The sequence below is a fragment of the Clostridium bornimense genome, from assembly GCF_000577895.1.
In the GTDB taxonomy this organism is placed as follows: domain Bacteria; phylum Bacillota; class Clostridia; order Clostridiales; family Clostridiaceae; genus Clostridium_AN; species Clostridium_AN bornimense.
Window position 1 is genome coordinate 2,728,663 of the sequence record NZ_HG917868.1, and the last position, 24,080, is coordinate 2,752,742.

A 24,080-nucleotide genomic window follows, 5' to 3' on the forward strand; every position below is an offset into this window, starting at 1 on the left:
ATACTCCTAATCATAGTGTATATTAATATAATTACATAATGGTTTTGTACTGTCAACCAAGCTAATCCATAACTTTAAACGTTTTAGACACTATTAGTGTCATGTCATCTTTAATATGTCCCTTTGATAGCTTCATAGCTTCTTTAATTATTCCATCTCTTATTAATTCTTGACTATTAGTTTTACAAGTCTTTAAATATTCTTCTAACCAACTATAATCCCCTTCATCACCTTTTTGACAATCTATAACACCATCAGATAACATTACTATTATATCTCCATTATCTAATGATATATTATTTATTTGGACATCAGGTTTATCTAAAACTCCTATAGGTAGAGTTGTATTATTTATAACTTTTACTTCCTCACCTCTTTTTATAAAAGTAGCAGCAGCTCCTACTTTGATAAGTTCTAATTCCCCTCTATATAAATCTATATTTGCAATATCTAATGTTGCAAATTTTTCTTCCTCGTTAAATTTCAATGACATTATCGAATTCAATGTATCAATAACTGTATCCATTGATAATCCTGACTCAGTAAGTTTTTTTACCAAATCTATCACTATAGAACTATCTTGATCTGCCACCTTGCCAGATCCCATTCCATCACTTAAAAATATGTTATACTCTCCATTTCTCCCTTTTCCAAAATAACTATTATCCCCACTATCAACTTCTCCTTCTTTAGGAATTACCTTTATACAAGATGATACATAAAATTGTGGTCTTTCTTCAAATGAAACTGTACATAAGTTTTTATTTCTATCTATACAACAATTTTCATTTCCAACACACATCTCTCTCTTTACCGCTCTGCTAATTATAGGTATTATATTCCTTACACAAAAATCTGTTCCTCTACAATAATTAAGTTTAACATTAACAACAAGTCTTCCTTCTTTAGTATTTATACAGCTCAGATCTTTATAATCTATTCCTGATTTATTAAAAGCATATGCTATATTTCTTTCTTCTCTCACATCGAAAGATATATCATTTTGAAATTCATTAATTATCTCTTCTATAGAATTAGCCATATGAGAAATATTATTAGATAAAATTTCTCTGCCCTCTATCTGTTTTTTTTGATATATATCTCTAATCATAATCGAAGTTTTTAATTCAGAAGATATTTTTTTTATCATTGTTCTATTTATACATTTTCTATTTAATTCTTCAGGTATATCTTCATTATTGTATAATATATTATCAATAAGTTCTTCAAATGCAGCATAGGTATAGTATGTCTCTTTTTCCCAACATTGATTTTTCATGCTACATCTACTACAGACCTTTTCCACTAGATTATATACAGATTCTTCACCCATATCTTTATAATTCTTTTCTGCACTTATCGTTAATTGTTTTAATATGTTAGATATGTCTTCAAGAACATTGGAATATGTACTCATCCTTTGATTTACAGCTTTTTTTATTTTATCTCCATAACTTTCATAAGCTCTTTCCCTTTTAACTTCAAAATTAAATTCTCTCTCTAAAAAATTATATACATTCTGAGGAATTGCGAAAGCTATAAGAAAAGCTATAGCTCCATCCCATATACCTATATAACTTGATGTATTTCCAGATATATATATTATGATAAAAGCAATGATTCCTCCAACTATTGCTAACATTTTTCCGCTCTCTCGTATTATTTCAATAGTCATTGATACTAATGCATAGGTTCCAACAATAATCATTAATCCTTCACTATTTATCCCAATCATTACTCCTATGGCTATAGAAAAAATTATTCCCATTCCATTGCCAAAAACTAAAGATGCCATTATTATTATTATTATACCTAAAACATTAGCGATATGTACTCCTAAAATATCAATCCCCCAAAATCCAGCAACTATTACTGATATCAGTAAAGCCATTGAAGCTATTTCTTCACTATTGAAAAGATAGTTTGTTCTTATAGATGACATAGACGAAATTGAAAATTTAAATATATAGTATATCGGTATTATAGCTATCATTTCTATAAACGTTAAAAATAATCCCATTCCATAATTAGCATTACTAAATATAATTTTATATGCATAACTTATAAAGAAAATAGCCATATATTGAACACATATCTGTAACTGCATTTTTCTCTTACTTAAAATGAGAGAAATTATACCTATCGTTATAACATAAGTTATATATAAAATTATAGGTCCTACCTTATCTCCTACAGTTGCATATCCTAATATAGACATTATTGATACAACAACTACTTCACTTTTTTTTAAATGTTGTACTAAAATTAATAATAAAGCAACTCCAAATGGCGCTACCTCTCTTATAAGCGTTACTCTACTTACAAAAAAAATTGATATTGCTGAAATCAGCAATGATATAACTTTTCTAATATACTCTTCTTTTCTTTTCTCCCCATTATAACTAAAATCAATCTGCATATCTTCATCCCCTATCTCCATTGTGAATAAAGTATATCAGTTTCATTTTCCATTTTTTGTAAATTTATCTTGCTGGGGATTTAAAACTTTTTGACATCTTCTAATAGATTTTTAGCACTAATAATATTCTTCGACAATATTTATTAGTTTCGAAGTAGATCATTTGTCAATTAGATATATATTACTAGTCTATATATCTAAAAACGTAACATGATTTTAGTAATATTTTATTTAACATATGAATATAAACAGAGATAATAAAAAAAGAACTCAAGAAATAAACTTGAGTTCTTTTGGTGCCGAAGACCGGAATCGAACCGGTACGATGTGTTAGCATCGCAGGATTTTAAGTCCTGTGCGTCTGCCAGTTCCGCCACTTCGGCATACTTGTTCTACTCGCTTCTAGCGAATATCTTTTATTCTACTGTAAGCTTCACATTACTGTGTTACTTTAGTATAGCTGTTCTTTCGAACATTTGATATTTTACCACAAACTATTTTCTTTTGCAATAGTTTTATAGTAATGGTAGCGGAAATAGGACTTGAACCTACGACACTTCGGGTATGAACCGAATGCTCTAGCCAGCTGAGCTATTCCGCCACATTTTGGTTGCGGAGGCAGGACTTGAACCTGCGACCTTCGGGTTATGAGCCCGACGAGCTGCCAACTGCTCCACCCCGCGTTATTTGGTGCCGAAGACCGGAATCGAACCGGTACGATGTGTTAGCATCGCAGGATTTTAAGTCCTGTGCGTCTGCCAGTTCCGCCACTTCGGCATACGTCGTTTAGCGACAAGTTAAATTATATATGACATTTTAAAAGCTGTCAACAAGTTTTTTTATTTTTATTTATAATTTATTTGTATCTATACAATATATTGAAACAGTGCGATAAACTGTTAACTCTCATCATCTATTCACATAAACTTTTTAAAGCCTAGTAACCCTTTTTTATCAAAATAAAAAGGAGCTTATTAGCTCCTGATCATTTCACTATCTTGTTAGAGAATTTTTTTTGTTTCCTCTACCTTTGAAGTCTTGATGTTTTTTTAAATCTTGAAATCTTTCTTCACTTTCTTTTAGAAACTTAGATAAAATGTCCTCAAAATCCCCACCATTGTTTTTGCCAGCGTTTTTGTTATTCTTTTTCCAATCTATCTCTACTGGTCTTGAAGATTTTTTTGGTGTACTTGCTTGTTTTATTGACAAGCTTATCTTACCATTATCATCTACTGAAAGCACCTTTACTTTTACTTTATCTTGTTCCTTTAAATGTTCTCTTATATCCTTAACATAATTATCAGCAACTTCGGATATATGTACTAATCCTGTTTTTCCATCAACCTCAACAAAGGCTCCAAATTTAGTGATGTTAACTACCACCCCGTCTGTTATAGTACCTGCTTTTAAAGACATGTAAAAAAAATCCTCCTTAGATTATAAATATATTAATTTTTATTGTTATTTTTTCTCTATTACCGGAATTTCATCTTTCTTTACTAAATTACCTTTTTCTCTAGCTATAGTTTCAATATAAGCATCACTTTGGCTCATTTCTAAGTCTTCTTCCAACTTAGAATTCTCTTTATTTAGCTTCTCTACCTCAGCCTTAGCATCACTAATATTATTCTTTATCCTATGCATAGTAATTTGTTGATTAACAAGAGTATATACTACACTTATTAACACCATCGTAATCACAAGGTTCTTCAAGTTCAGCCTTCTCTTCATTCTTTCTATTCAACCCCTAAATTAACCTTTTATACATATTTATATTTTAAAGTTTTTTTTAAATATATTCAAGTTAATTTTTATTTTTTCCTTTTATTATTAATTGAAAAGGATAAATTATATAGTTGAATATTATTCTCAACGACTTTATTATACCATTTACCAAAATTGATAAAATTCTTGTAAAATGCTTACTTATCATTTTATAATATAATCCGAATCCTAATACTATACATAAATATGCATAAACAGATACAAATGGCGCTCCTACAATATGTAGAAATATATATACTATAAAACCAGCAAGAATCCAAAAAAGAACATCACTTATAAATGTCATAATTTTGTTAGGAACTTTTATTCCTCTTATAACTCTATATATATCAAAAAATATTCCTGCAAAAATTCCTGAAATAAAGGTCATAGCCACAATATACGCTTGAGATACATTAGATATTATCATCTAAATAGCCTCTCTATTATACTTTCTTTTTCTCTTTTCGATGATGAGTATATGCAAGAATCTATAGTTCCTGATATTATAACATCTCCATTTTCAACATCTAATTTATTCATTTTTAGATCTTTACCTTTAATTGTTAGTTTGCCCATTGTGGTATTTAAGTTTATTTCATCTTCATTAAATCTAATAACCTCTACAACTCCTGTTACAGAAAGATTTGCTCTATTTTCTATAGTCAAATTTGATGGTTTGTTACTACTTAATACTACATCCTTCTTTACATCCATCTCAATCCCCCCTACTTATATATAAATATGAGGGATCATCTAACTTTATTACTCTTCTTTATCTTCTTCACCCATTAATATCTCATACATCTCTTTTGCATCATCTTTCTTAACATGTGAAGCTATATTAATTATTCTAGCTTTTAATTCTCTATTACCGAATTGTATCGTTATAATATCATTTTCTTTTACATCAGTACTTGCTTTAGCTACTTTATCATTTATAGAAACTCTTCCACTATCACAAGCTTCCTTTGCTACTGTTCTTCTTTTTATTATTCTCGAAACTTTTAAATATTTATCTAATCTCATAAATTCCTCCATTGCCTATATTTACTCTAATATATATAAATAAAAAGCCTAGATACCTAGGCTTTCTATTCACAAGTTAAATTACTTGTTTACTCTCTCTTTTAATTCTTTACCAGCTTTGAATGCTGGAACAGTTGAAGCTGGAATAGTGATTTCTTCCTTTGTTTGAGGATTTCTTCCTTTTCTAGCTTCTCTTCTTTTAGCTTCAAAAGTACCAAATCCAACTAATTGAACTTTATCTCCATTTTCTAAAGCTTCACCGATTGAATCCATAAATGCCTTTAAAACAGCTTCAGCATCCTTCTTAGATACATTAGCTTTTTCTGCCATACTTGAAATTAATTCTGATTTATTCACTTTTGTAACCTCCTTGTACTTAAAGCATATAAAATTAATATTCTTCAAAAATATTTAATTTCCTCTTTTTAATTAAATTTTATTGATTTTTTTTTGATTCATTCCACAATTCGTCCATTTCTGCAAGCGTCATATTTGAAAGTTCTACTCCATTATCAATAGCATATTTCTCTATATAAGAGAATCTCTCTATAAATTTACTTATAGTAGTATTTAAAGCTTCTTCCCCATCTATATTTAGAAATCTTGCTACATTTATTGCAGAAAACAATAAATCTCCAACTTCCTCTAATATTCTTGACACTTCTGCATTTTTATATACTTCTTTTATCTCATTTAATTCTTCAATTACTTTATCAAATGCAGGTTCTATACTATCCCAGTCAAATCCAACCTTTGCTGCTTTCTTTTGTACCTTAGCTGCTCTTATCGTAGATGGCAAGCTTTTAGCAATATTATTCATTGAATCCGTTATTGAAGTATATCCTTTTTCTTTCTTTTTAAGTACTTCCCAATCTTCAACAACTTTCTCTGATGTAGTATTTACTTCATTTTTAAATACATGAGGATGCCTATAAATCATTTTTTCACAGATTCCTCGAATTATATCATGCTCTGAAAAATATCCTTCTTCTTTACCTATTGTTCCGTGAAAAACTACATGCAATAATACATCTCCTAATTCCTCTACTAAATTATCATCATCTTTATTATTAATAGCTTCAATTACCTCATAACACTCCTCAACAAGTCCATTCTTAATAGATTCATGTGTTTGTTCTCTATCCCAAGGGCAACCATTTTCCCCTCTTAAAGTTTCTAATATACTTGTTAAGTGATAGAAATCAAAGTATTGTCCCGCCTCATCTTTAGGTATATATATAGAAGTAAGATAATCAATATCCTCTTGCCAATCTAATTGATATAAAGGAATTTTTCTAATTGATTCTATATCTTCAACTCCTGCAGCTCTTACAAAAATGATTTCTTTTTCATCATCATAAAATTTTGATAAATTAAATTTTACTTCTGATGCTATCATATTATCATAAACTTGCGTTATTATAGTTCCCACCCTTGTGTCTATAATTTGATTATCCATATCAAAAGCATCTACTATCTTTAATCCTCCAACAGGATCTATATTCAATGTTTCCATCATAACATCAACGAAGGAGACTGCTGTATGTATTTTATATTGAATTCCTTCCTTTTTGCACATCTCAACTAATAATGATACTGATTTTTCTGCTACTAATGGATGACCTGGCACTCCATAAACTAAGTCTCCTAACTCTCTATGCTTTTCTATTAAATCCTTAGCAATGTTAAGATATACTTCATCAAAAGAATCATACTCATCATAACAATAATCATAGGTTTCAAAATTTATTCCCATATCTTTTAAATATTTTATTGTAGGATGAATTTCTGTTCTAAGAAATATAGGTTTATTACTTTTTAAGACCTCTATAGTTCCAATGGTTAAAGAATCTTTTGACCCAGGCCCTAATCCAATAATATTAATCATCTTAAGCTCTCCTTCTCTTTACTTTCTTTTTCACTTCTCTAATATCCACAACTCCAAAAACTATTACTAATAATGTATAAATAATAACCCCTATCCCTATAGAAATCAAGGTTATTAAAGGTACAGATGAAATATTTCCTTTTAAATTATTATACACTATATATACAAATATACCCATAATCCCAGATGTTATAGTATTCTTTATAAATATCTTAATATAATTAATTTTTACTTTTACAGATAACTTTAGATACAATATATTCAATATAGCTGTAACTACATATCCTATGATTGTTCCTATAGCTGCTCCATTTATACCAAAACTTATATCAGGTACTAATATTATTGTTACAATTACCTTAACTATACATCCTATTAATAAGTTTATTACAGGCATTATGTATTTCCCTGTTCCTTGAAGTACTGATGTTGAAGTTTGTGTAATTGCCATGAATGGAATTGCTACTGAACAATAACTTAATATCTCTCCTCCATCTCCGTGACCAGGAAATATAGTATTTAATATTGGTGATGCCAATATTGCTAATCCCACTGCAGATGGAAGTGCAATAGCCATAGATATATTCATAGCTCCCTCTATTTTTCTTTTTAGTTCCCCTCTATTATTTAAAGCAAATAATTCAGATATTATAGGCACAATAGACGAACTTAAAGCTATAGAGATCGTTAAAGGTACATTGACAAGTATTCCTGCTTTTCCTGATAACTGACCTAATAAAACCGCAGCTTCTTTATATGTATGTCCACCTTTTACTAATAATTGAGGAACTAAAGCAGAATCAATTAGATTAACAGAAGATATTACTGCTGCTCCTACAGATATAGGAATTGCAACCCTTAATACTTTACTCATTACCTCTGTATCATTTTTTACTTTCTTTATTCCCCATTCTTTTTTTACTTTTATGTACTTTAAATATAAATATATGAGTCCAAATAATCCACCAACTGATGCCCCTAATGTAGCTCCACCAGCTGAATATTCTACCCCATATGATACTAATATATATGCTAGTCCTATTCCTATAACTATTCTACCTATTTGTTCTATAATCTCTGATATTGCTGTAGGAGTCATATTTTGATATCCTTGAAAAAATCCCCTAAATGCACTCATAAGCCCTACTATTATTGGTGCAAAAGATACTCCTATAAGTGAATAATACACCTTATGATCCCATTTTAGAAAAGTCATTATACTATTACTAAATAAAATCATAGATAAAGTAAATCCACAGCCTATAATTGACATTATAATTATAGCTTTTTTCAATATAGCAAATGCACCTTCTCTATCATTTACAGCATTACACTCTGATACTAACTTAGATACAGCTATAGGAATACCACTAGCTACTGCAATAAAGAACCCTAGTAGTGGATAAGCCATTTGATAATAACCAACGCCTTCATCTCCAACTAACATAACTAAAGGCCACCTAAAAAATAGCCCTAAAAATTTTGCTATAATGCCGGCCATTCCTAATATTATTGTTCCTTTTACTAACGATTGTTTTTTCATTATATCCCTCCATTCTCGGATAATTAATAATTATGCTAAAATGGAGGTTTTATAACCTATTGTTCCATTTGCTTTCCTAGAAATGATGCTGCTGTCTCCGCAATTTTCTTTTCTACTTCTCCAAATTTTGAACTTTCATCTTTAGATGCGATAATCACAGAGCCTATAACATCACCTTCAGCGATGATTGGAGCTATAACCTGAGCCCTTACCTCGCTAACATCTTCATCTTCATACATAGGTAAAGCTTTATCCGTGTCATCCATTGAATATACTTTTCTTTGATTTATATTATCTTCCAAACTATCAGATATTTTTTTCTCCAAGTATTCTTTTTTAGATGCTCCAACAACAGATACTATTCCATCTTTATCTGTGATAATTATAATATGACCTAATGTTTGATGTAATGCCTCTGCATATTCTTTTGAAAAATTAGTTAATTCACCAATAGGCGAATATTTTTTTAATATAACTCCCCCTTCTCTATCTGTAAAAATTTCCAAAGGATCTCCTTCTCTTATTCTTAATGTCCTTCTTATTTCTTTCGGTATAACTACTCTTCCTAAGTCATCAATACGTCTTACGATTCCTGTAGCCTTCATAATTTTCCTCCTTATTTGTAAGTAACTCTTGTACTAATATTATCTTTATATAAAAACATTTTTATACTTACAAATAAGAAAAAAATACATTCCTCTTAATCTTTGGTCTCTTTAACACCGCTTTCATACTTACGAAAAAAACTGAGAAGAATGGATTCAAAACCCATTCTTCTCAGCTTTACTTATATACACATTAATTTGTTAACTTCTTTTCATAAGTCTTCAACTTATCTTTATAAATCTCTTTTAAATCACTATATATTCCATTTGACATAGCATTTTTCTTTAATTCATACTTAATACCGGTATCAGTATCAACAACTCCTATAATAAAATATCCGAATTGTAAGTCAACTGATTCAACTATATCAGAAGTTTTACCTACTTCTAATCCTTTAACTGCATTTACAAAGTTTGCATCTATACTTGACATATCTTCTGATTCTGTATCCATAAATCCAAAGAAGCCGTTATTTTCTTTTCCACTGTCAGTACTATAAGTTGAAGCAATTTCATCTATAGTCTTACCAGCATCAATCTCTTTCTTTGCAGCTTCAATTTGTTCTTTATCTTTATTAACTATGTATAAGACAGCCTTTTGTTTTGACTTTGTTTCGTAATCATCTTTATTTTCCTCTTTATATTCCTTTATAGCATCATCAGTTGTTTTAGGTTCCATAAGATAATTAGTAGCACATTGTGTTAAATACATATTACCTAAAATTTCTTTCATCTCATCTACTGTAACACCAAGTTGTTCTTTAGCCTTTGTCTCAAAATCCTTATCATCTGAAGCACCTAATTGCTCCTTATAATAATTAACCTTTTCGTCTACATACTCTTGTTTTTTAGTATCATCAATCTTTATATTATTATCTTTTATATACATATTTACTAATTCAACATATATAAGATTATCTAATTCAGATTGCTTAGCTTGATTAAGAGTTGAGACAGCTTCATCATTTTCTAAGTAATTATCTCCATACTTTTCTTTTAAAGTATCTTTATAACTTGTCATTTTTTCTTCAACATCTGATCTTTTAATTTCAGTATCCCCAACTTTAGCAACTACTTGCTTCCCTTTAGCTGCATCTGTTCTTTCAATAAATGTACATGATGTCAAACCTATTGTAGATAAAATAATCCCCATTGCTATAACAGTATTTCTTACCCTTTTCACTCCTATTCCCACCTTTGCTATTGTTATTTATTTACCTTCTATAATTTTACCACATTTTTCTTACTCTTCAACAAATTTTGTTATATCTTCAATAATAGTTTTTATTTCCACTAAAATTTTATCTCGTTTTTCTATTGAGTAAGACATTACAGGATTCTCACCATCTTTAAATGATATTCTTCTAGAATATTTTTCTACAACATTAGTTATCATGTTACCTGTAATTCTATCTCTATTATCAAACTTAATATCTATTAAAGAATTCTTATCCTTTATTTCAATAATTCCAAGATTTTTACCTAATACCCTTATATAAGATATATCTATTAAATTATTTACTGAAGTTGGTATATCCCCAAATCTATCAATTATCTCTTCAATAATTTCTTCCTTTTCTTCCTTCGACTCTATAGAGGCTATCTTCTTGTAGATTTCAATCTTAGTTACTTCATCTTCTATATAATTATTTGGAATATATGCATTTACTTTTATATCTACCACTGTATCAACAACTTCTTTATCAATTTCACCTTTAATAACTTTTATAGTATCCTCTAACATCTTACAATACAAATCATATCCTATAGAAGCCATATGACCATGTTGTGCTGATCCCATCAAATTACCCGCACCTCTTATTTCTAAGTCTCTCATAGCTACCTTAAATCCTGATCCAAGTTCGGTAAAATCTTTAATTGCTTTAAGTCTTTTTTCTGCTACTTCAGTAAGAACTTTATCTTTTCTATACATAAGATATGCATAAGCCATTCTATTGGTCCTTCCGACTCTACCTCTTAACTGGTATAGTTGAGATAATCCCATCTTATCTGCATCATATATAATCATAGTATTTGCATTTTGAATATCAATTCCTGTTTCTATTATTGTAGTAGCTAAAAGTATATCATACTCACCTTTCATGAAAGATACCATTACGTTTTCTAATTCATTTTCTTTCATTCTTCCATGAGCAGTTATTATTTTAGCTTCTGGTACTATATTGGATAGATAACTTTCCATCTCCATTATAGATTCCACTCTGTTATATACAAAAAATACTTGACCACCTCGATTAATCTCCCTAAGTATTGCATCTCTTATTAATTGGTCATTGTATTCTACTACATAGGTTTGTACTGGGTATCTATTTTCTGGCGGCGTTTCTATAACACTAATACCTCTAACTCCAGTTAAAGACATATGTAATGTTCTTGGTATTGGTGTTGCTGTAAGTGTTAATACGTCTACATTTTTCTTAAACTCTTTAATTTTTTCTTTATGCTTTACTCCAAAACGTTGTTCTTCATCTATAATTAATAGCCCTAAATCTTTAAATTGTACAGATGCACCTAAAATTTTATGAGTTCCTATAAGTATATCTACATTTCCTTCTTTTAATGCTGTTAATGTCTTCTTTATACTAGCTGCTGTCTTAAATCTAGATATCATATCTATATTTACAGGAAACCCTGAAAATCTTTCTTTAAAATTTTTAAAGTGCTGCTCTGCTAAAATTGTTGTAGGCACTAAAATTGCTACTTGCTTTCCATCCATGACTGATTTAAATGCTGCTCTCATAGCTACTTCTGTCTTACCATATCCTACATCACCACATAGAAGTCTATCCATAGGTTTATTACTTTCCATATCTTTCTTTATATCTTCTATAGCCAATAATTGATCTTCCGTCTCTTCGTAAGGAAATTCATCTTCAAATTGTTTTTGCCAAGGAGTGTCCTTTCTATATGAATATCCTGTTATAGCAGATCTCGCTGCATACAACTTAACAAGATCTTCAGCAATAACATTTATAGATGACCTTACTTTACTTTTAGCCTTTTGCCATTCATTCCCGCCAAGCTTATTTATCTTAGGTATCTTTCCTTCACTACCTATATATTTTTGAATCAAATCAAATTGTTCTACCGGTACATATACTTTATCATCTTTAGCATAAGATATTTCTAAGAAATCCTTCTTAACATTATCTATTTCCAATTGGGTTATTCCTTTATATACACCTATACCATGACTAACATGTACAACATAATCACCAGGATTTAATTCAGTAAAACTTTTTATCTTTCCTATGCCTTTAGCTTTATTCTTCTTTTTTGACTTTCTTTTTCCTTGTCCAAATAGCTCTTTATCTGATATTACACTAAGGCCTAAATCTGGAAATTGAAAACCTTTATCAATCATACCAAAAGTAATAATAACTTGACCATCTAAAATTTCATCAAAAGAATCTTTATATAACGCTTCTATATCTTCTTCTCTTAAGTTTTTTTCTAGTCTTTCTCCCCTAGCTCTAGTACCACTTAAAATTACTATTTTATCTCCACTAGCTTTTCGTTCTTTTATATCATCTATAAAAAATTCCATTTTTCCTTGATAAGAATTTAAAGTTGTCTGGTTAAAATTCACTGTTAAGTATGAAGGAAAATATTTATCTCCTTTAGTAAGCATACTTAAAGTTATTAATTTACTACCTTCTATCTTTTCTACTATTACATCTTTAGACAATACTATATCACCCTGTCTTGGTAATATATCTCCTCTACTCAAATATGTATTATAGTCTTCTAAAAATTCATAACCTAAAGACTCTAATTTTCCTACTGATCTATCAACCTCATCAACTATTACTATAGGATTATTAAAGTATTCAAGAAAATCTGCAGGTTTATCATAAAAATATGTCAAATACGAATCTACAGTTTCAAAACTACCTCTCTCAATTAAGCTTTCTATATTCTTACTTACTATATCTGATAATTTATCTTTTGCTTCGTTGTTATTTCCTAAGCTAATCTTAACTTTTTCTAAGTCCTCTTTTATTCTCTCTATAGAATCATTACAAATACTCTTAGGTATTATAACTTCCTTAGCTGGAGTAATTTCGGCAGTTTTTACTTTTTCTATGCTACGTTGTGATTCAACATTAAAAGTTCTTATAGAATCTATTTCATCTCCAAATAATTCAATTCTATATGGATATCTAGATACTGGCGGAAATATATCTATAATTCCACCTCTTTTTGAAAATTGACCTCTACCCTCCACGACTTCTACACGTTCATAACCACTTTCAACTAACTTTTCAACTAACTCTAATTCATCTACTTCTTTACCTTCTTTTAGTTTAAAATGATATTTCTTCATAACATCTATAGGTATGTAAAGACCCCTTAATGTTTCTATACTAGTAACTATTATCCTCTTTCCATTACCGACTAATTCTTTAAATACCTTTAATCTTTCCCAAATTAAATCTCCAGATATAGCTGTAATATTATAAAAAACTATATCTTTCGTTGGAAAATAATATGCATTTGTTGTAAAAAAGCTTAATTCTTCATGTAATTTTTTACTTTCTACATCTGAAGATGTAAAAATTACTATAGAATCATCACTACTTTCAAATAATGACCATATTGCATAAGCTTTACCGGATTCTGATAATCCATTTATATTGATAGGAAATTGATTATTTTTTATACCCCTTAATACATTTTCAAATTTCCCACTACTTACTATTGGGGTAAAAAGACCTTGTAATCTCATTTTTACACCTCTAAGAATTTATATTTAGTCCATTATATTTATTCATAGATGCATTGACACCATTAGCTATCATCTCTTCAACAGCATCAGCACTAGATTCAAATACCTTTTCTACTATAGCTCTTTCCTCCTTATCAAATACACCTAAAACATGCTCTATTAAATTATTTTTTGGAGCCCCTACCCCTACTTTTACTCTAGGAAATTCATCTGTCTTTAAATTTGCAATAACACTTTTAATTCCATTATGTCCTCCGGCACTTCCTTTATCTCTAATTCTAAGTCTACCAACACTTAATGAAATATCATCATATATTACAATAACTTCATTAGAAGAAAGCTTATAAAAATTAACTACCTCTACAATACTTTCACCACTTAGATTCATATAAGTTGAAGGCTTTAATAATATAACTTTTTTGTTTCCAATAAATCCTTCGCCATATACCCCTTTAAACTTTTCTTTATTAACTGAAATATTATGTCTATCTGCTAAAACATCTATAACATCAAAACCAACGTTATGTCTAGTTTTATCATACTTAGCACCTATATTTCCTAATCCTACTACTAATATCATACTTATCACCTTTATTCATGAATTTAGGCTAGAGTAATCCCTAGCCAATATTATTTTCAATTGTAAATTCTATAATCTTTCTATCTCTTACTATATTACATTTTATCTTAGAATTGAAATAGTTTTTTTCCATAAATTCTTCAAAAGTTTTATAATTATCTATTTTCTTTCCATTAACACTTATAACTATATCGCCTGGCATAAGTCCACTATTTTTATATACTCCAGATACATTAATAATATATGCACCTTTATCTACTTCATCTTCTTCAGTGGTATCTCTTCCTACCAATCCCATATTGCTAGATTTACCTTCATAATCTCTTATTATACCTTCTGCACTATTTATTATGTCTCCTATATAAATAATATCTGAAGAGTCTTTAGAATTCTTTATACCTACTATTTCACTTTTATTATTAATAAATACTCCTACATCACCTACATTAGTAATATTATTTTTTATATGATACACATTATCTTTTGAAAAAATCTCCATTATGGATCCTATTGATACCTGTTTTTTAAACTCCTCATCATAAAATCCATAAATAGTATCTCCTTTTTTAAGGATCGGTAATCCCTCGTTATACCCTGATAATGATGATTCTCCTTCTATTTTAATAACAGCTATATCTACTTTATCATCTTTTCCTATCACCTTACCATTCATAGAAACTCCATCATCATTAATAACTATACTTTCATCATCTTTTATATTGGAATATGTCGTTAAAACATATCCTCCTCTTTTATATAATATCCCCATTGTAGAATTTTCATTATTCTCATCGCTTACACTAAGTACATAAGGACTTATATTCCAAAAAATCTGCTCAACAGCATTATTTTGTATATCTAATATTTTTGATGAGTTTTGTTGTCTATATTTTACTAGTATAAATTGATGATATAAAAATATACATAGTATATTTATAGCTACAGATATAAAAACTACATTACTATATTTCACGATAACCTTTGTAGCTTTTCTTCTTTTATTTAATTCATAATGAATAAATCCTTTTTTCTCATCATCAAATCTTTCTTTTTTCAAAGAAATCACTCCCTAATCTGTAGTCTCTTTATACTAAATGTAAATTGTACTCCGCCTTCTCTTTTGTTCTCAACAATTATATCTTCATTTAAACTCTTTATTATATTCCTAACTATAGATAATCCTAAACCAGTAGATTCTTTAATAGTTCTAGATTTATCACCTTTATAAAACCTCTCCCATATATGCTTTAATCCATCCTCACTAATAGATGCTCCACTATTATATATAGATATAAAAACTTTATCTCTACTTATCTTAACTTCTATTTTTACTATTCCTTCTTCATTGCAATACTTTATAGCGTTATCTATCAAATTAACTAATACTTGAATAACTCTATCTCTATCTGATACTACATAAAGCTCTTTCTCATCATATATTATCTCTACATTTAGTCTCTTTCTTGCAAATAACGGTTGAAAATAATCTACTTGATCTCTGATTAACTTAATAATATCAAATGATGTTATTTCCAATTCAACATTTCCAGATTCTAATGTAGATAAATTTAATAAATCATTAATAAGTCTAGCTAATCTATCAATCTCATCGTATGCTAATGACAAATAATGTCCTTGTTTATCACTAGGTATAATCCCATCTAAAATTCCTCCAATAAACCCTTTAATGGAAGTCATTGGTGATCTTAATTCATGAGATACATTTGAAATGAATTCTTTACTATTGTTATCTAAAGTTTCCATATATTCAGCAGTTCTATTAAACGCCCTTCCAAGTTCTGCAATCTCATCTAATCCTTGAATCTCAACTCTTGTTGTAAAATCTCCCTGAGATATCTTATGGTATGCTCTATTAATCTCCACTATAGGTTTTACTATTCTTCTTCTAGTAAACAAGTAGAAACTTAATGCTCCTATAAGAGCTATTATTACAGCCATAGTAGATGTCTTTAATAAAAATGTAACCATGCCCTTTGTAAAATACATTGAACTTTCACTTATAAGTATTGCACCTAAAAATTTATTATCTCTAATTACTGGTGCAACATAAACTTCCTTATTTAAGTTTGTAAAGATATTCGTAGGTCCATTTCTATCTATAATTTCACCCTGCTTTAACTTTTCAAGATATTTGTTATCTATCTTCTTACCTATAATAGCTTCCTTATCATCGGAACTCATAAAAATATTACCAACTGAATCAGCTAATGCTACTTTATACCGTTTTGTATTTTCTATGCCTATTATTGAATCACTTAATAAACTTTCACTTACACTACCTTCATAATATTCTTCTATAACCACAGAGAGTATTATGGATGTCTGCTCAATATCTTCATTTCTGTTCTCATAATAAATATTTCTATATAGAAATGCTAATAATATAGTTAACCCTATAAAACTTGCCATAAAAATACTTATATAGGCCCCTATTATCTTAGAAAAAAGTTTTCTCTTTTTACTTTCTCCTCGCATTATTTCACCTCAAATTTATATCCTACTCCCCAAACAGTTTGCAGAGACCAACCTTCTCCATCAGATACCTTTTCTCTAATTCTCTTAATATGAACATCCACAGTTCTTGAATCACCTGGATAATCATAACCCCACACTCTACATAATAATTCTTCTCTAGTAAATACCTTATTTTTATTCATAGCTAAAAAATGCAAAAGTTCTAATTCTTTTGGTGGCATTTTTATTTCTTTTTCTCCTAAATAAACTGTATAAGACGATATATCTATCTTTAAATCATTAAATACTAAAACATCATTATCATTATTTTCGCTTCCATTACTTCTTCTAAGTACAGCCTTAATTCTAGCTATTAATTCTCTTGCATCAAAAGGTTTAACAATATAATCATCAGCACCTGAATCTAATCCTGTAATTTTATCATAAGTACTTCCTTTAGCTGTTAACATAATTACAGGAACATTGCTGTCTTCTTTTATATCTTTTAATATTTCAAAACCACTTTTACCTGGTAACATTACATCTAATACTATTAAATCAGGCTGCCACTCCTTAAAAGTATCAAAAACTTTATCCCCTTCACTAATTACCTTTGTGACAAAGCCTTCACTCTCTACATATAACTTTATCAGTTCACAAATATTTTTATCATCATCTACTATTAAAATTTTGTTATTCATATATACTACCTCCAAGTTTATAATAAATATTTCCTCAATAATTATTTATTTTTACAACAACAAAATGAAAAGCTACTACTTGTAGGCCTTCCACTTAAGGCTAAAAACACTGTGTATATTTTCTTATATTCAAAAAAAGGAGGCAAAATCCTCCTTAATAATTCTTAACTTTTTGCTAACTTTTATTCTAAAAATAAAGAATCTATTAATTTCCTTTCACTTCTCCATGTGATTCATAATGGAATATTTCAGAAACCTTATTATTTTCATCAGCGAGAACTACTGTTGGCTTATGTTCTAATGCCTCTTCTCTAGTAAATTGAGCATATGCCATTATTATAACTTTATCTCCCGGTTGAACAAGTCTCGCCGCCGCCCCATTTAAGCTGATGATACCTGTTCCCCTTTCTCCTGGTATAGTATATGTTTCAAGTCTACTTCCATTATCAACATCAACAACTTGTACCATTTCGTACTCTAATATTCCTGCTGCATCTAATAAATCCTTATCTATTGTTATACTTCCTACGTAATTTACATTAGCTTCTGTTACAATAGCTCTATGTATTTTACTTTTTAGCATAGTTAATTGCATTTGTCTCATCCCCCTGCTATTCTAATATAATATTATCAATTAATCTTGTTTTTCCTATATATACTGCCATAGCAATTAGCACACCACTGCCTATTTCTTCTACATCTTCCATAGTATTTATATCCACAATACTTACATAATCAATTTTTGCTAAAGGCTCTTTATTAATAACATCGCTAATGATTGAAATAACATTTTTACTTACTTTTTCACCATTGTCTATAGCCTTTTTAGCTTCCTTTAAACCTCTTGAAAGCACTAATGCTGCCTTTCTTTCCTCTTCTCCTAGATATTTATTTCTAGAACTCTTAGCTAATCCATCTTCTTCCCTAACAATAGGACATCCTATCACTTCTACAGGACTATTAAGATCTCTTACCATTTTCTTTATAACCATAAGTTGTTGTGCATCCTTTTGCCCAAAATAAGCTCTATCTGGCAATACTATATTGAAAAGTTTTGTTACAACTGTAGTCACTCCATTAAAATGGCCTGGTCTTTTTGCACCGCAGAGACCTGCTGTAAGCCCTTCTACCGTTACTGTAGTTTTTCTTTCTTCAGGATACATTTCTTCTACAGAAGGTAAAAACATCACATCTCCACCATAAGTCTCACAAACTTCTTCATCTCTTTTTTGATCTCTAGGATATTTATCTAAATCCTCATTAGGTCCAAATTGAATTGGATTTACAAAAGTAGATACTATTACAATATCATTCTCATCTTTAGCTCTTTTTATTAAAGAACCATGACCTTCATGAAGATATCCCATTGTAGGCACAAACCCTACTTTAAGTCCATCTCTTTTATATTGTTTAACTAGTTCCCTAACTTCACTTATTGTATATACAACTTTCATAAATTTCCCTCCTAATATAACTTAGCTAAAGCCGCTGCATCTATGCTAAAGCAATGTTTTTCTTCTGGAAATACACCACTTTTTACTTCTTTATCATATGCTTTGAAAGCTTCCATCATAATTTCTCCCACATTAGCATACTCTTTTACAAACTTAGGCTTAAATCCTTGGAACATAGATATCATATCTTGATAAACAAGTACTTGTCCATCACAGCACTCTCCAGCTCCTATACCTATAGTTGGAATAGATATAGCATTAGTTATAAGCTCTGCTAAATCTCTTGGTATACATTCTAAAACGATAGCAAAAGCTCCTGCTTTTTCTAGTGTCTTAGCATCTTCTATAAGCTGTTTTGCTGCTTCTTCATTTTTACCTTGAACCTTAAATCCACCAAAAATATTTATTGATTGTGGTGTTAATCCAATATGTCCTACAACAGGGATTTGAGCATCAACTATAGCTTCTACTTGCTTTGCTACCTTAGCTCCACCTTCAAGCTTAACAGCACCAGCTCCACCTTCCTTTATAAGTCTTCCTGCGTTCTTTACTGCATCTTCAACATTTGTATAACTCATAAATGGCATATCACCTATTACTAAAGCATTTTCTACTCCACGAGTTACAGCCTTAGTATGATGTATCATATCCTCCATGGTAACAGCCAAGGTATCCTTATATCCTAAACATACCATTCCTAAAGAGTCTCCAACTAAAATAGAATTTATATTACAAGAATCAATGAGTTTAGCTGTAGAATAATCATAAGCTGTTAACATCGATATCTTTTCTCCTCTTTTTTTCATTTCAATAAATGTTGCACTAGTGTTTTTCATCTTCATTTCCCCCTAATATGGAATCTATTTTTTCATACTTACTATTTAATCCATTTCTCTTCATTGATAATTCTAATAACTCTAGAGACAGCCTTTTATAAACATCTTTGTCTTCTTCATCTAGCTTACTCAAATGACCTTCTATAGTATCTACATCACCTCTAACTACAGGACCTGTTAAGGAATTAACAAATCCTTTGTCAAAGATACTCTTAACATTACTTTCAATCAGCGGACGTAATGCTTCAATACTGTCTTTCTCGCTAAATCCAACCCTTTGTAAATACTTTGAGCTTACTGATAACAAAGATAAAACTAAATTTGATGCCATAGCACATGCCAGATGATAAGTTTTTTTATCACCATCTATTAGAATAACTTTATTTCCACAGCTTTCTACTAGATTTTTAACAAGTAATAGCTTTTCATCTGATCCTTCTAATGTGAAAACAGCTTGTCCTAGATTCTTATATGATGTTTCTTTATCCGAGAATGGATAGATTGGGTGTAATGAATACGGAAATGCACCTAATTCTCTAGCATTAGAGAATATACTTGAAGAATATGAGCCTGAGGTATTTACAATTATCTTATTTTCTAAACTAAAATTTGATATCTCGTTAAATCCATTGACCAATTCATCATCATTAGTTGTTATGAATATAATATCACAATCTAAAACAAAAGATTCTAAATCACTATAGCCATTAGTCTCTGTAAAGTCTCTCGCAAATTCAGTCGAGGCAAAAGTTTTAGAATAAAAACCTGCAATATCTAATCCATTAATTTTAAAATACTTTCCTAAGGATACGGCAACCTTACCGGCTCCGAAAAATCCTATTTTCATAGCATCACCACCTATGTTAGTGTGCTCATAATTATTTCTTCAAGACTTTTAGGTGTAGTTCTTAATTTGATACTACCCATATAGACTATAACATATTATTTTTTTATCAACAATAGTTGGATAAAATTTCTTTTCCTACTAACTAATAGCTATATAAATTGGTGTTGCATAATAAATTTATGTTTATATGAATAATTCACAATTCAAGAAATTCCGCAAGAATTTCCACCTTAATTGAGAATTGTGAATCGTCAATTGCTAATTTTAAAAAAGGCTATCGCCTACAAATTTTCATTTGTTAATGCGATAGCTCTTCCACAACTACTAAACGATAGATATCCTATCAGTCTTTAAATATTATTGAAACTGGAAGATCCTCATAGATTCTTCTTATAGCTTCTGCAAAAATTGGTGCCACTGATAAAACTTTTATTTTATCAATTCTTTTTTCTTCTGGTAATGCTATAGTATCTAAAACTACTAGTTGTTTTATACAAGAATTTTCTATTCTTTCTATAGCTGGTCCTGATAATACTGGATGAGTACAAGATGCATAAACTTCTTTAGCTCCCATCTTCATTAATGCCTCAGCTGCATTAACTATTGATCCTGCAGTATCTATCATGTCGTCTATCATAACTACTGTTTTACCTTTTATATCTCCGATTACATTCATAACCTCAGATACATTTGGTTTTGGTCTTCTTTTATCAACTATTGCTAATGGTATGTGTAATTTTTCTGCAAAATTTCTAGCTCTTTTAACTCCACCTATGTCTGGCGATACAGCTACTAATTCTTCTGGGTCTATATCTAGTTCTTTAATATAATTAGCAATTAAAGGAACTCCTTCTAAGTGATCTACTGGTATATCAAAGAATCCTTGAATTTGAGTTGCATGTAAGTCCATAGTTAAAACTCTATCTGCTCCAGCAGTATGAATAAGATTAGCTACAAGCTTAGCTGTTATTGGCTGTCTAGCTTTTGCTTTTCTATCTTGTCTTGCATATGCATAATGAGGAATAACTGCTGTTATCTTACCTGCTGATGCTCTTTTGAAAGCATCTATCATTATTAAAAGTTCCATTAATGAATCATTAATAGGATCTGCTGTTGGTTGAACTACAAATACATGAGCTCCTCTAACACTTTCATCAATATCTACTGATATCTCTCCATTTGAAAATTTAGAAACCTTAGATTTTCCAACTGATACACCTAATATGTCTGCTATATCCTGTGCTAACTGTTGATGTGAGTTTCCTGCAAATATTTTGATATTCTTGCCATGTGAAATCATTAACATTGGCCTCCTTATTTTTTATGATATAACCCTCTTCTACTAACCCAATTTTTTATATTAACTTGTTTTGCTCTAGCAACCGCTAATGCATCGCTAGGCACCGTAGTTGTTATTGTGGATCCAGCTGCAATATATGCTCCTTCTTCAACTTCAACTGGTGCTACAAGATTTGTATTACATCCAACAAAAGCATTATCTCCTATTTTAGTTAAATGCTTTTTATTGCCATCATAATTTACTGTTACAGTACCACAACCGAAGTTTACATTTTTCCCTACTTCTGCATCACCTACGTAAGTTAAATGTGAAACCTTTGTTCCATTTCCTATAGTTGATTTTTTAATTTCTACAAAATCACCTATTTTTACATCATCACCTATAATTGATTCTGGTCTGATATATGCAAATGGTCCAACATGAGTATTTTCTCCAACTTTACTTTGTAGAATAACAGAACTTTGTACTTCTGTACCTTTTCCAATAAAACTATCTACAATTCTACTATTTTGTAGAATTACACAATCCTCAGATATTATTGTATTTCCTTCTAATATGCAACCTGGATAAATGATGACATCATTTTCTATTTTTACGTCTCTTCCTATATAAGTGTTACTTGGATCAATTATTGTTACACCATTTACCAAGTGTCTTTCATTTATTTTTTTTCTCATTATAGACTCTACTTCCGCTAACTGCACTCTAGAGTTTACTCCCAATGTTTCCTCAAACGGTGCTACTACAGATCCTACCTTTAAACCTTTTTTAGCCATTATTTCTATTACATCTGTTAGATAATATTCTTTTTGTGAATTATTATTACTTAACTTATCTAATGCTTGTAGTAATTCTTCTATATCAAATATATACATACCTGCATTTATCTCTTTTATTTCTAATTGTTCTTCATTACAATCTTTATGTTCAACTATAGATTCAACATTACCTTCATTATTTCTTACTATTCTTCCGTAACCTGTAGAATCTTCAATAATAGATGTAATTATTGTTCCATAGTTCTTTTCATTTATATGACTATTTATCACATTTTCCAATGTTTCAGGCTCTATTAGTGGTGCATCACCATTTGCTATAGCAACAATACCCTTTTTTCCCTTTAAAAATTCTTTAGCACATATTACCGCATGTCCAGTACCTAATGTCTCTTCTTGTAACGAATAGCTAACTTTTTTATCTTCTGTACTTTCACGAACAAGCTCAGCCCCTGTACCTATTATTACATTAACATCATCTATATTAACTTTTCTTAATGTATCTATAACATGATTTACCATGCTCTTTCCACATACCTTATGCAATACCTTTGGAAGCTTTGATTTCATTCTAGTACCTTGCCCCGCTGCTAAAACCAATGCACACTTATACATATTTACACCTCTACTAAATATTTGATATATATTTTTATATAACATATATTATTATATTTTATAGTACATATATTTTCAACCGCGTAAAATTCTATCTTAAAATAATAAAATCTCATTTACACAAATGAGATTTTATTACTATTTAACTATTCTGTTTCACTTTCTTCTTCACTAGCTTGATTCTTAACCTTTTCATATTCAGCTAAAATTGAATTTTGTAGTTGTTCCCTAGTTGCGGTATTTATTGGATGAGCAATATCCTTAAATTCTCCATCTGGAGTTCTTCTACTTGGCATTGCTATAAATAATCCATTTTGTCCTTCTATAATTTTAATATCATGAACTACAAATTCATTGTTGAAGGTCACAGAAACAATAGCTTTCATTTTACCTTCGCTAGTAATCTTTCTAATTCTTACATCAGTTATTTGCATGCACTACACCTCCAAGACACTTTTATAATTAAATTCTATAAAAATCCTGGATTTCCTTCTTTAT

Annotated in this window: 23 protein-coding genes and 4 tRNA genes; all 27 read right to left on the bottom strand. The window is 29.7% G+C overall.

Features of this window, described 5'->3' with window-relative positions:
* Positions 1–61 precede the first annotated feature (61 nt).
* Positions 62–2,419: a stage II sporulation protein E gene (gene spoIIE, locus CM240_RS12420; protein WP_044039437.1), complete on the bottom strand. Its 2,358-nt coding sequence runs from the start codon at positions 2,417–2,419 to the stop codon at positions 62–64.
* Between the two features lie 294 nt (positions 2,420–2,713).
* Positions 2,714–2,802: transfer RNA gene (locus CM240_RS12425), tRNA-Leu, on the bottom strand.
* A gap of 141 nt (positions 2,803–2,943) precedes the next feature.
* Positions 2,944–3,020: transfer RNA gene (locus CM240_RS12430), tRNA-Met, on the bottom strand.
* A gap of 6 nt (positions 3,021–3,026) precedes the next feature.
* Positions 3,027–3,102 (bottom strand) — tRNA-Met (locus tag CM240_RS12435).
* 5 nt (positions 3,103–3,107) lie between these two features.
* Positions 3,108–3,196 (bottom strand) — tRNA-Leu (locus CM240_RS12440).
* A 216-nt stretch (positions 3,197–3,412) separates the two neighbouring features.
* The gene (locus CM240_RS12445; protein WP_044039438.1) at positions 3,413–3,835 is read right to left on the bottom strand and encodes a S1 domain-containing RNA-binding protein; all 423 of its coding nucleotides are present in this window, start codon (positions 3,833–3,835) and stop codon (positions 3,413–3,415) included.
* Positions 3,836–3,880: 45 nt separating this feature from the next.
* Positions 3,881–4,132, bottom strand: a complete 252-nt coding sequence (locus CM240_RS12450) for an FtsB family cell division protein (RefSeq protein WP_162148690.1) — start codon at positions 4,130–4,132, stop codon at positions 3,881–3,883.
* 91 nt (positions 4,133–4,223) lie between these two features.
* A complete protein-coding gene (gene yabQ / locus CM240_RS12455; RefSeq protein ID WP_044039440.1) occupies positions 4,224–4,613 on the bottom strand; it encodes a spore cortex biosynthesis protein YabQ in 390 nt (129 codons plus the stop codon).
* The gene (gene yabP, locus CM240_RS12460) at positions 4,610–4,900 is read right to left on the bottom strand and encodes a sporulation protein YabP (protein ID WP_044039441.1); all 291 of its coding nucleotides are present in this window, start codon (positions 4,898–4,900) and stop codon (positions 4,610–4,612) included. Before yabP ends, yabQ begins: the two co-directional genes overlap by 4 nt.
* Positions 4,901–4,948: 48 nt before the next feature.
* The gene (locus CM240_RS12465; RefSeq protein ID WP_044039442.1) at positions 4,949–5,212 is read right to left on the bottom strand and encodes an RNA-binding S4 domain-containing protein; all 264 of its coding nucleotides are present in this window, start codon (positions 5,210–5,212) and stop codon (positions 4,949–4,951) included.
* Positions 5,213–5,293: 81 nt separating this feature from the next.
* Positions 5,294–5,569, bottom strand: a complete 276-nt coding sequence (locus tag CM240_RS12470; RefSeq protein ID WP_044039443.1) for an HU family DNA-binding protein — start codon at positions 5,567–5,569, stop codon at positions 5,294–5,296.
* A 79-nt stretch (positions 5,570–5,648) separates the two neighbouring features.
* Positions 5,649–7,100 carry a bifunctional methyltransferase/pyrophosphohydrolase YabN gene (gene yabN / locus CM240_RS12475; RefSeq protein WP_044039444.1) on the bottom strand — a complete coding sequence of 484 codons (1,452 nt, stop codon included), beginning with the start codon at positions 7,098–7,100 and terminating at the stop codon, positions 5,649–5,651.
* 1 nt (position 7,101) lies between these two features.
* Positions 7,102–8,643: a putative polysaccharide biosynthesis protein gene (locus tag CM240_RS12480; protein WP_044039445.1), complete on the bottom strand. Its 1,542-nt coding sequence runs from the start codon at positions 8,641–8,643 to the stop codon at positions 7,102–7,104.
* A 56-nt stretch (positions 8,644–8,699) separates the two neighbouring features.
* Entirely contained in the window at positions 8,700–9,248 is a 549-nt protein-coding gene (gene spoVT, locus CM240_RS12485; RefSeq protein WP_044039446.1) for a stage V sporulation protein T, read from the bottom strand.
* Between the two features lie 193 nt (positions 9,249–9,441).
* The gene (locus CM240_RS12490) at positions 9,442–10,431 is read right to left on the bottom strand and encodes a SurA N-terminal domain-containing protein (protein ID WP_044039447.1); all 990 of its coding nucleotides are present in this window, start codon (positions 10,429–10,431) and stop codon (positions 9,442–9,444) included.
* 60 nt (positions 10,432–10,491) lie between these two features.
* The gene (gene mfd, locus CM240_RS12495) at positions 10,492–13,998 is read right to left on the bottom strand and encodes a transcription-repair coupling factor (RefSeq protein ID WP_044039448.1); all 3,507 of its coding nucleotides are present in this window, start codon (positions 13,996–13,998) and stop codon (positions 10,492–10,494) included.
* Between the two features lie 10 nt (positions 13,999–14,008).
* Positions 14,009–14,578, bottom strand: a complete 570-nt coding sequence (gene pth / locus CM240_RS12500) for an aminoacyl-tRNA hydrolase (RefSeq protein WP_044039449.1) — start codon at positions 14,576–14,578, stop codon at positions 14,009–14,011.
* A 40-nt stretch (positions 14,579–14,618) separates the two neighbouring features.
* On the bottom strand, positions 14,619–15,635 hold the full coding sequence (locus tag CM240_RS12505) for a S1C family serine protease (RefSeq protein WP_044039450.1): 1,017 nt from the start codon (positions 15,633–15,635) through the stop codon (positions 14,619–14,621).
* 5 nt (positions 15,636–15,640) lie between these two features.
* Positions 15,641–17,074 (bottom strand): sensor histidine kinase, encoded by a 1,434-nt coding sequence (locus CM240_RS12510; protein WP_044039451.1) that lies wholly within the window; start codon positions 17,072–17,074, stop codon positions 15,641–15,643.
* Complete coding sequence (locus CM240_RS12515; RefSeq protein WP_044039452.1) at positions 17,074–17,754, bottom strand: response regulator transcription factor; 681 nt, start codon at positions 17,752–17,754, stop codon at positions 17,074–17,076. The genes CM240_RS12510 and CM240_RS12515 overlap by 1 nt, the downstream gene beginning before the upstream one ends.
* Before the next feature lie 205 nt (positions 17,755–17,959).
* The gene (gene panD / locus CM240_RS12520) at positions 17,960–18,349 is read right to left on the bottom strand and encodes an aspartate 1-decarboxylase (protein ID WP_044039453.1); all 390 of its coding nucleotides are present in this window, start codon (positions 18,347–18,349) and stop codon (positions 17,960–17,962) included.
* A 16-nt stretch (positions 18,350–18,365) separates the two neighbouring features.
* The gene (gene panC, locus CM240_RS12525) at positions 18,366–19,208 is read right to left on the bottom strand and encodes a pantoate--beta-alanine ligase (RefSeq protein ID WP_044039454.1); all 843 of its coding nucleotides are present in this window, start codon (positions 19,206–19,208) and stop codon (positions 18,366–18,368) included.
* A gap of 11 nt (positions 19,209–19,219) precedes the next feature.
* On the bottom strand, positions 19,220–20,044 hold the full coding sequence (gene panB, locus CM240_RS12530) for a 3-methyl-2-oxobutanoate hydroxymethyltransferase (protein ID WP_044039455.1): 825 nt from the start codon (positions 20,042–20,044) through the stop codon (positions 19,220–19,222).
* A complete protein-coding gene (locus CM240_RS12535; RefSeq protein WP_423219476.1) occupies positions 20,031–20,906 on the bottom strand; it encodes a Rossmann-like and DUF2520 domain-containing protein in 876 nt (291 codons plus the stop codon). Before CM240_RS12535 ends, panB begins: the two co-directional genes overlap by 14 nt.
* A 328-nt stretch (positions 20,907–21,234) precedes the next feature.
* Positions 21,235–22,191, bottom strand: a complete 957-nt coding sequence (locus tag CM240_RS12540) for a ribose-phosphate diphosphokinase (RefSeq protein WP_044039457.1) — start codon at positions 22,189–22,191, stop codon at positions 21,235–21,237.
* 14 nt (positions 22,192–22,205) lie between these two features.
* Entirely contained in the window at positions 22,206–23,582 is a 1,377-nt protein-coding gene (glmU, locus tag CM240_RS12545) for a bifunctional UDP-N-acetylglucosamine diphosphorylase/glucosamine-1-phosphate N-acetyltransferase GlmU (RefSeq protein WP_044039458.1), read from the bottom strand.
* A 146-nt stretch (positions 23,583–23,728) separates the two neighbouring features.
* Positions 23,729–24,016 (bottom strand): septation regulator SpoVG, encoded by a 288-nt coding sequence (spoVG, locus tag CM240_RS12550; protein WP_044039459.1) that lies wholly within the window; start codon positions 24,014–24,016, stop codon positions 23,729–23,731.
* Between the last annotated feature and the right edge of the window lie 64 nt (positions 24,017–24,080).

Excerpts from the sequence above, each read along its gene's own strand:
- spoIIE (WP_044039437.1), bottom strand. The coding sequence starts at position 2,419 with ATGCAGATTGATTTTAGTTATAATGGGGAGAAAAGAAAAGAAGAGTAT.
- CM240_RS12445 (WP_044039438.1), bottom strand. The coding sequence starts at position 3,835 with ATGTCTTTAAAAGCAGGTACTATAACAGACGGGGTGGTAGTTAACATC.
- yabQ (WP_044039440.1), bottom strand. The coding sequence starts at position 4,613 with ATGATAATATCTAATGTATCTCAAGCGTATATTGTGGCTATGACCTTT.
- yabP (WP_044039441.1), bottom strand. The coding sequence starts at position 4,900 with ATGGATGTAAAGAAGGATGTAGTATTAAGTAGTAACAAACCATCAAAT.
- CM240_RS12465 (WP_044039442.1), bottom strand. The coding sequence starts at position 5,212 with ATGAGATTAGATAAATATTTAAAAGTTTCGAGAATAATAAAAAGAAGA.
- yabN (WP_044039444.1), bottom strand. The coding sequence starts at position 7,100 with ATGATTAATATTATTGGATTAGGGCCTGGGTCAAAAGATTCTTTAACC.
- CM240_RS12480 (WP_044039445.1), bottom strand. The coding sequence starts at position 8,643 with ATGAAAAAACAATCGTTAGTAAAAGGAACAATAATATTAGGAATGGCC.
- spoVT (WP_044039446.1), bottom strand. The coding sequence starts at position 9,248 with ATGAAGGCTACAGGAATCGTAAGACGTATTGATGACTTAGGAAGAGTA.
- mfd (WP_044039448.1), bottom strand. The coding sequence starts at position 13,998 with ATGAGATTACAAGGTCTTTTTACCCCAATAGTAAGTAGTGGGAAATTT.
- pth (WP_044039449.1), bottom strand. The coding sequence starts at position 14,578 with ATGATATTAGTAGTAGGATTAGGAAATATAGGTGCTAAGTATGATAAA.
- CM240_RS12510 (WP_044039451.1), bottom strand. The coding sequence starts at position 17,074 with ATGCGAGGAGAAAGTAAAAAGAGAAAACTTTTTTCTAAGATAATAGGG.
- CM240_RS12515 (WP_044039452.1), bottom strand. The coding sequence starts at position 17,754 with ATGAATAACAAAATTTTAATAGTAGATGATGATAAAAATATTTGTGAA.
- panD (WP_044039453.1), bottom strand. The coding sequence starts at position 18,349 with ATGCAATTAACTATGCTAAAAAGTAAAATACATAGAGCTATTGTAACA.
- panC (WP_044039454.1), bottom strand. The coding sequence starts at position 19,208 with ATGAAAGTTGTATATACAATAAGTGAAGTTAGGGAACTAGTTAAACAA.
- panB (WP_044039455.1), bottom strand. The coding sequence starts at position 20,044 with ATGAAAAACACTAGTGCAACATTTATTGAAATGAAAAAAAGAGGAGAA.
- CM240_RS12540 (WP_044039457.1), bottom strand. The coding sequence starts at position 22,191 with ATGATTTCACATGGCAAGAATATCAAAATATTTGCAGGAAACTCACAT.
- glmU (WP_044039458.1), bottom strand. The coding sequence starts at position 23,582 with ATGTATAAGTGTGCATTGGTTTTAGCAGCGGGGCAAGGTACTAGAATG.
- spoVG (WP_044039459.1), bottom strand. The coding sequence starts at position 24,016 with ATGCAAATAACTGATGTAAGAATTAGAAAGATTACTAGCGAAGGTAAA.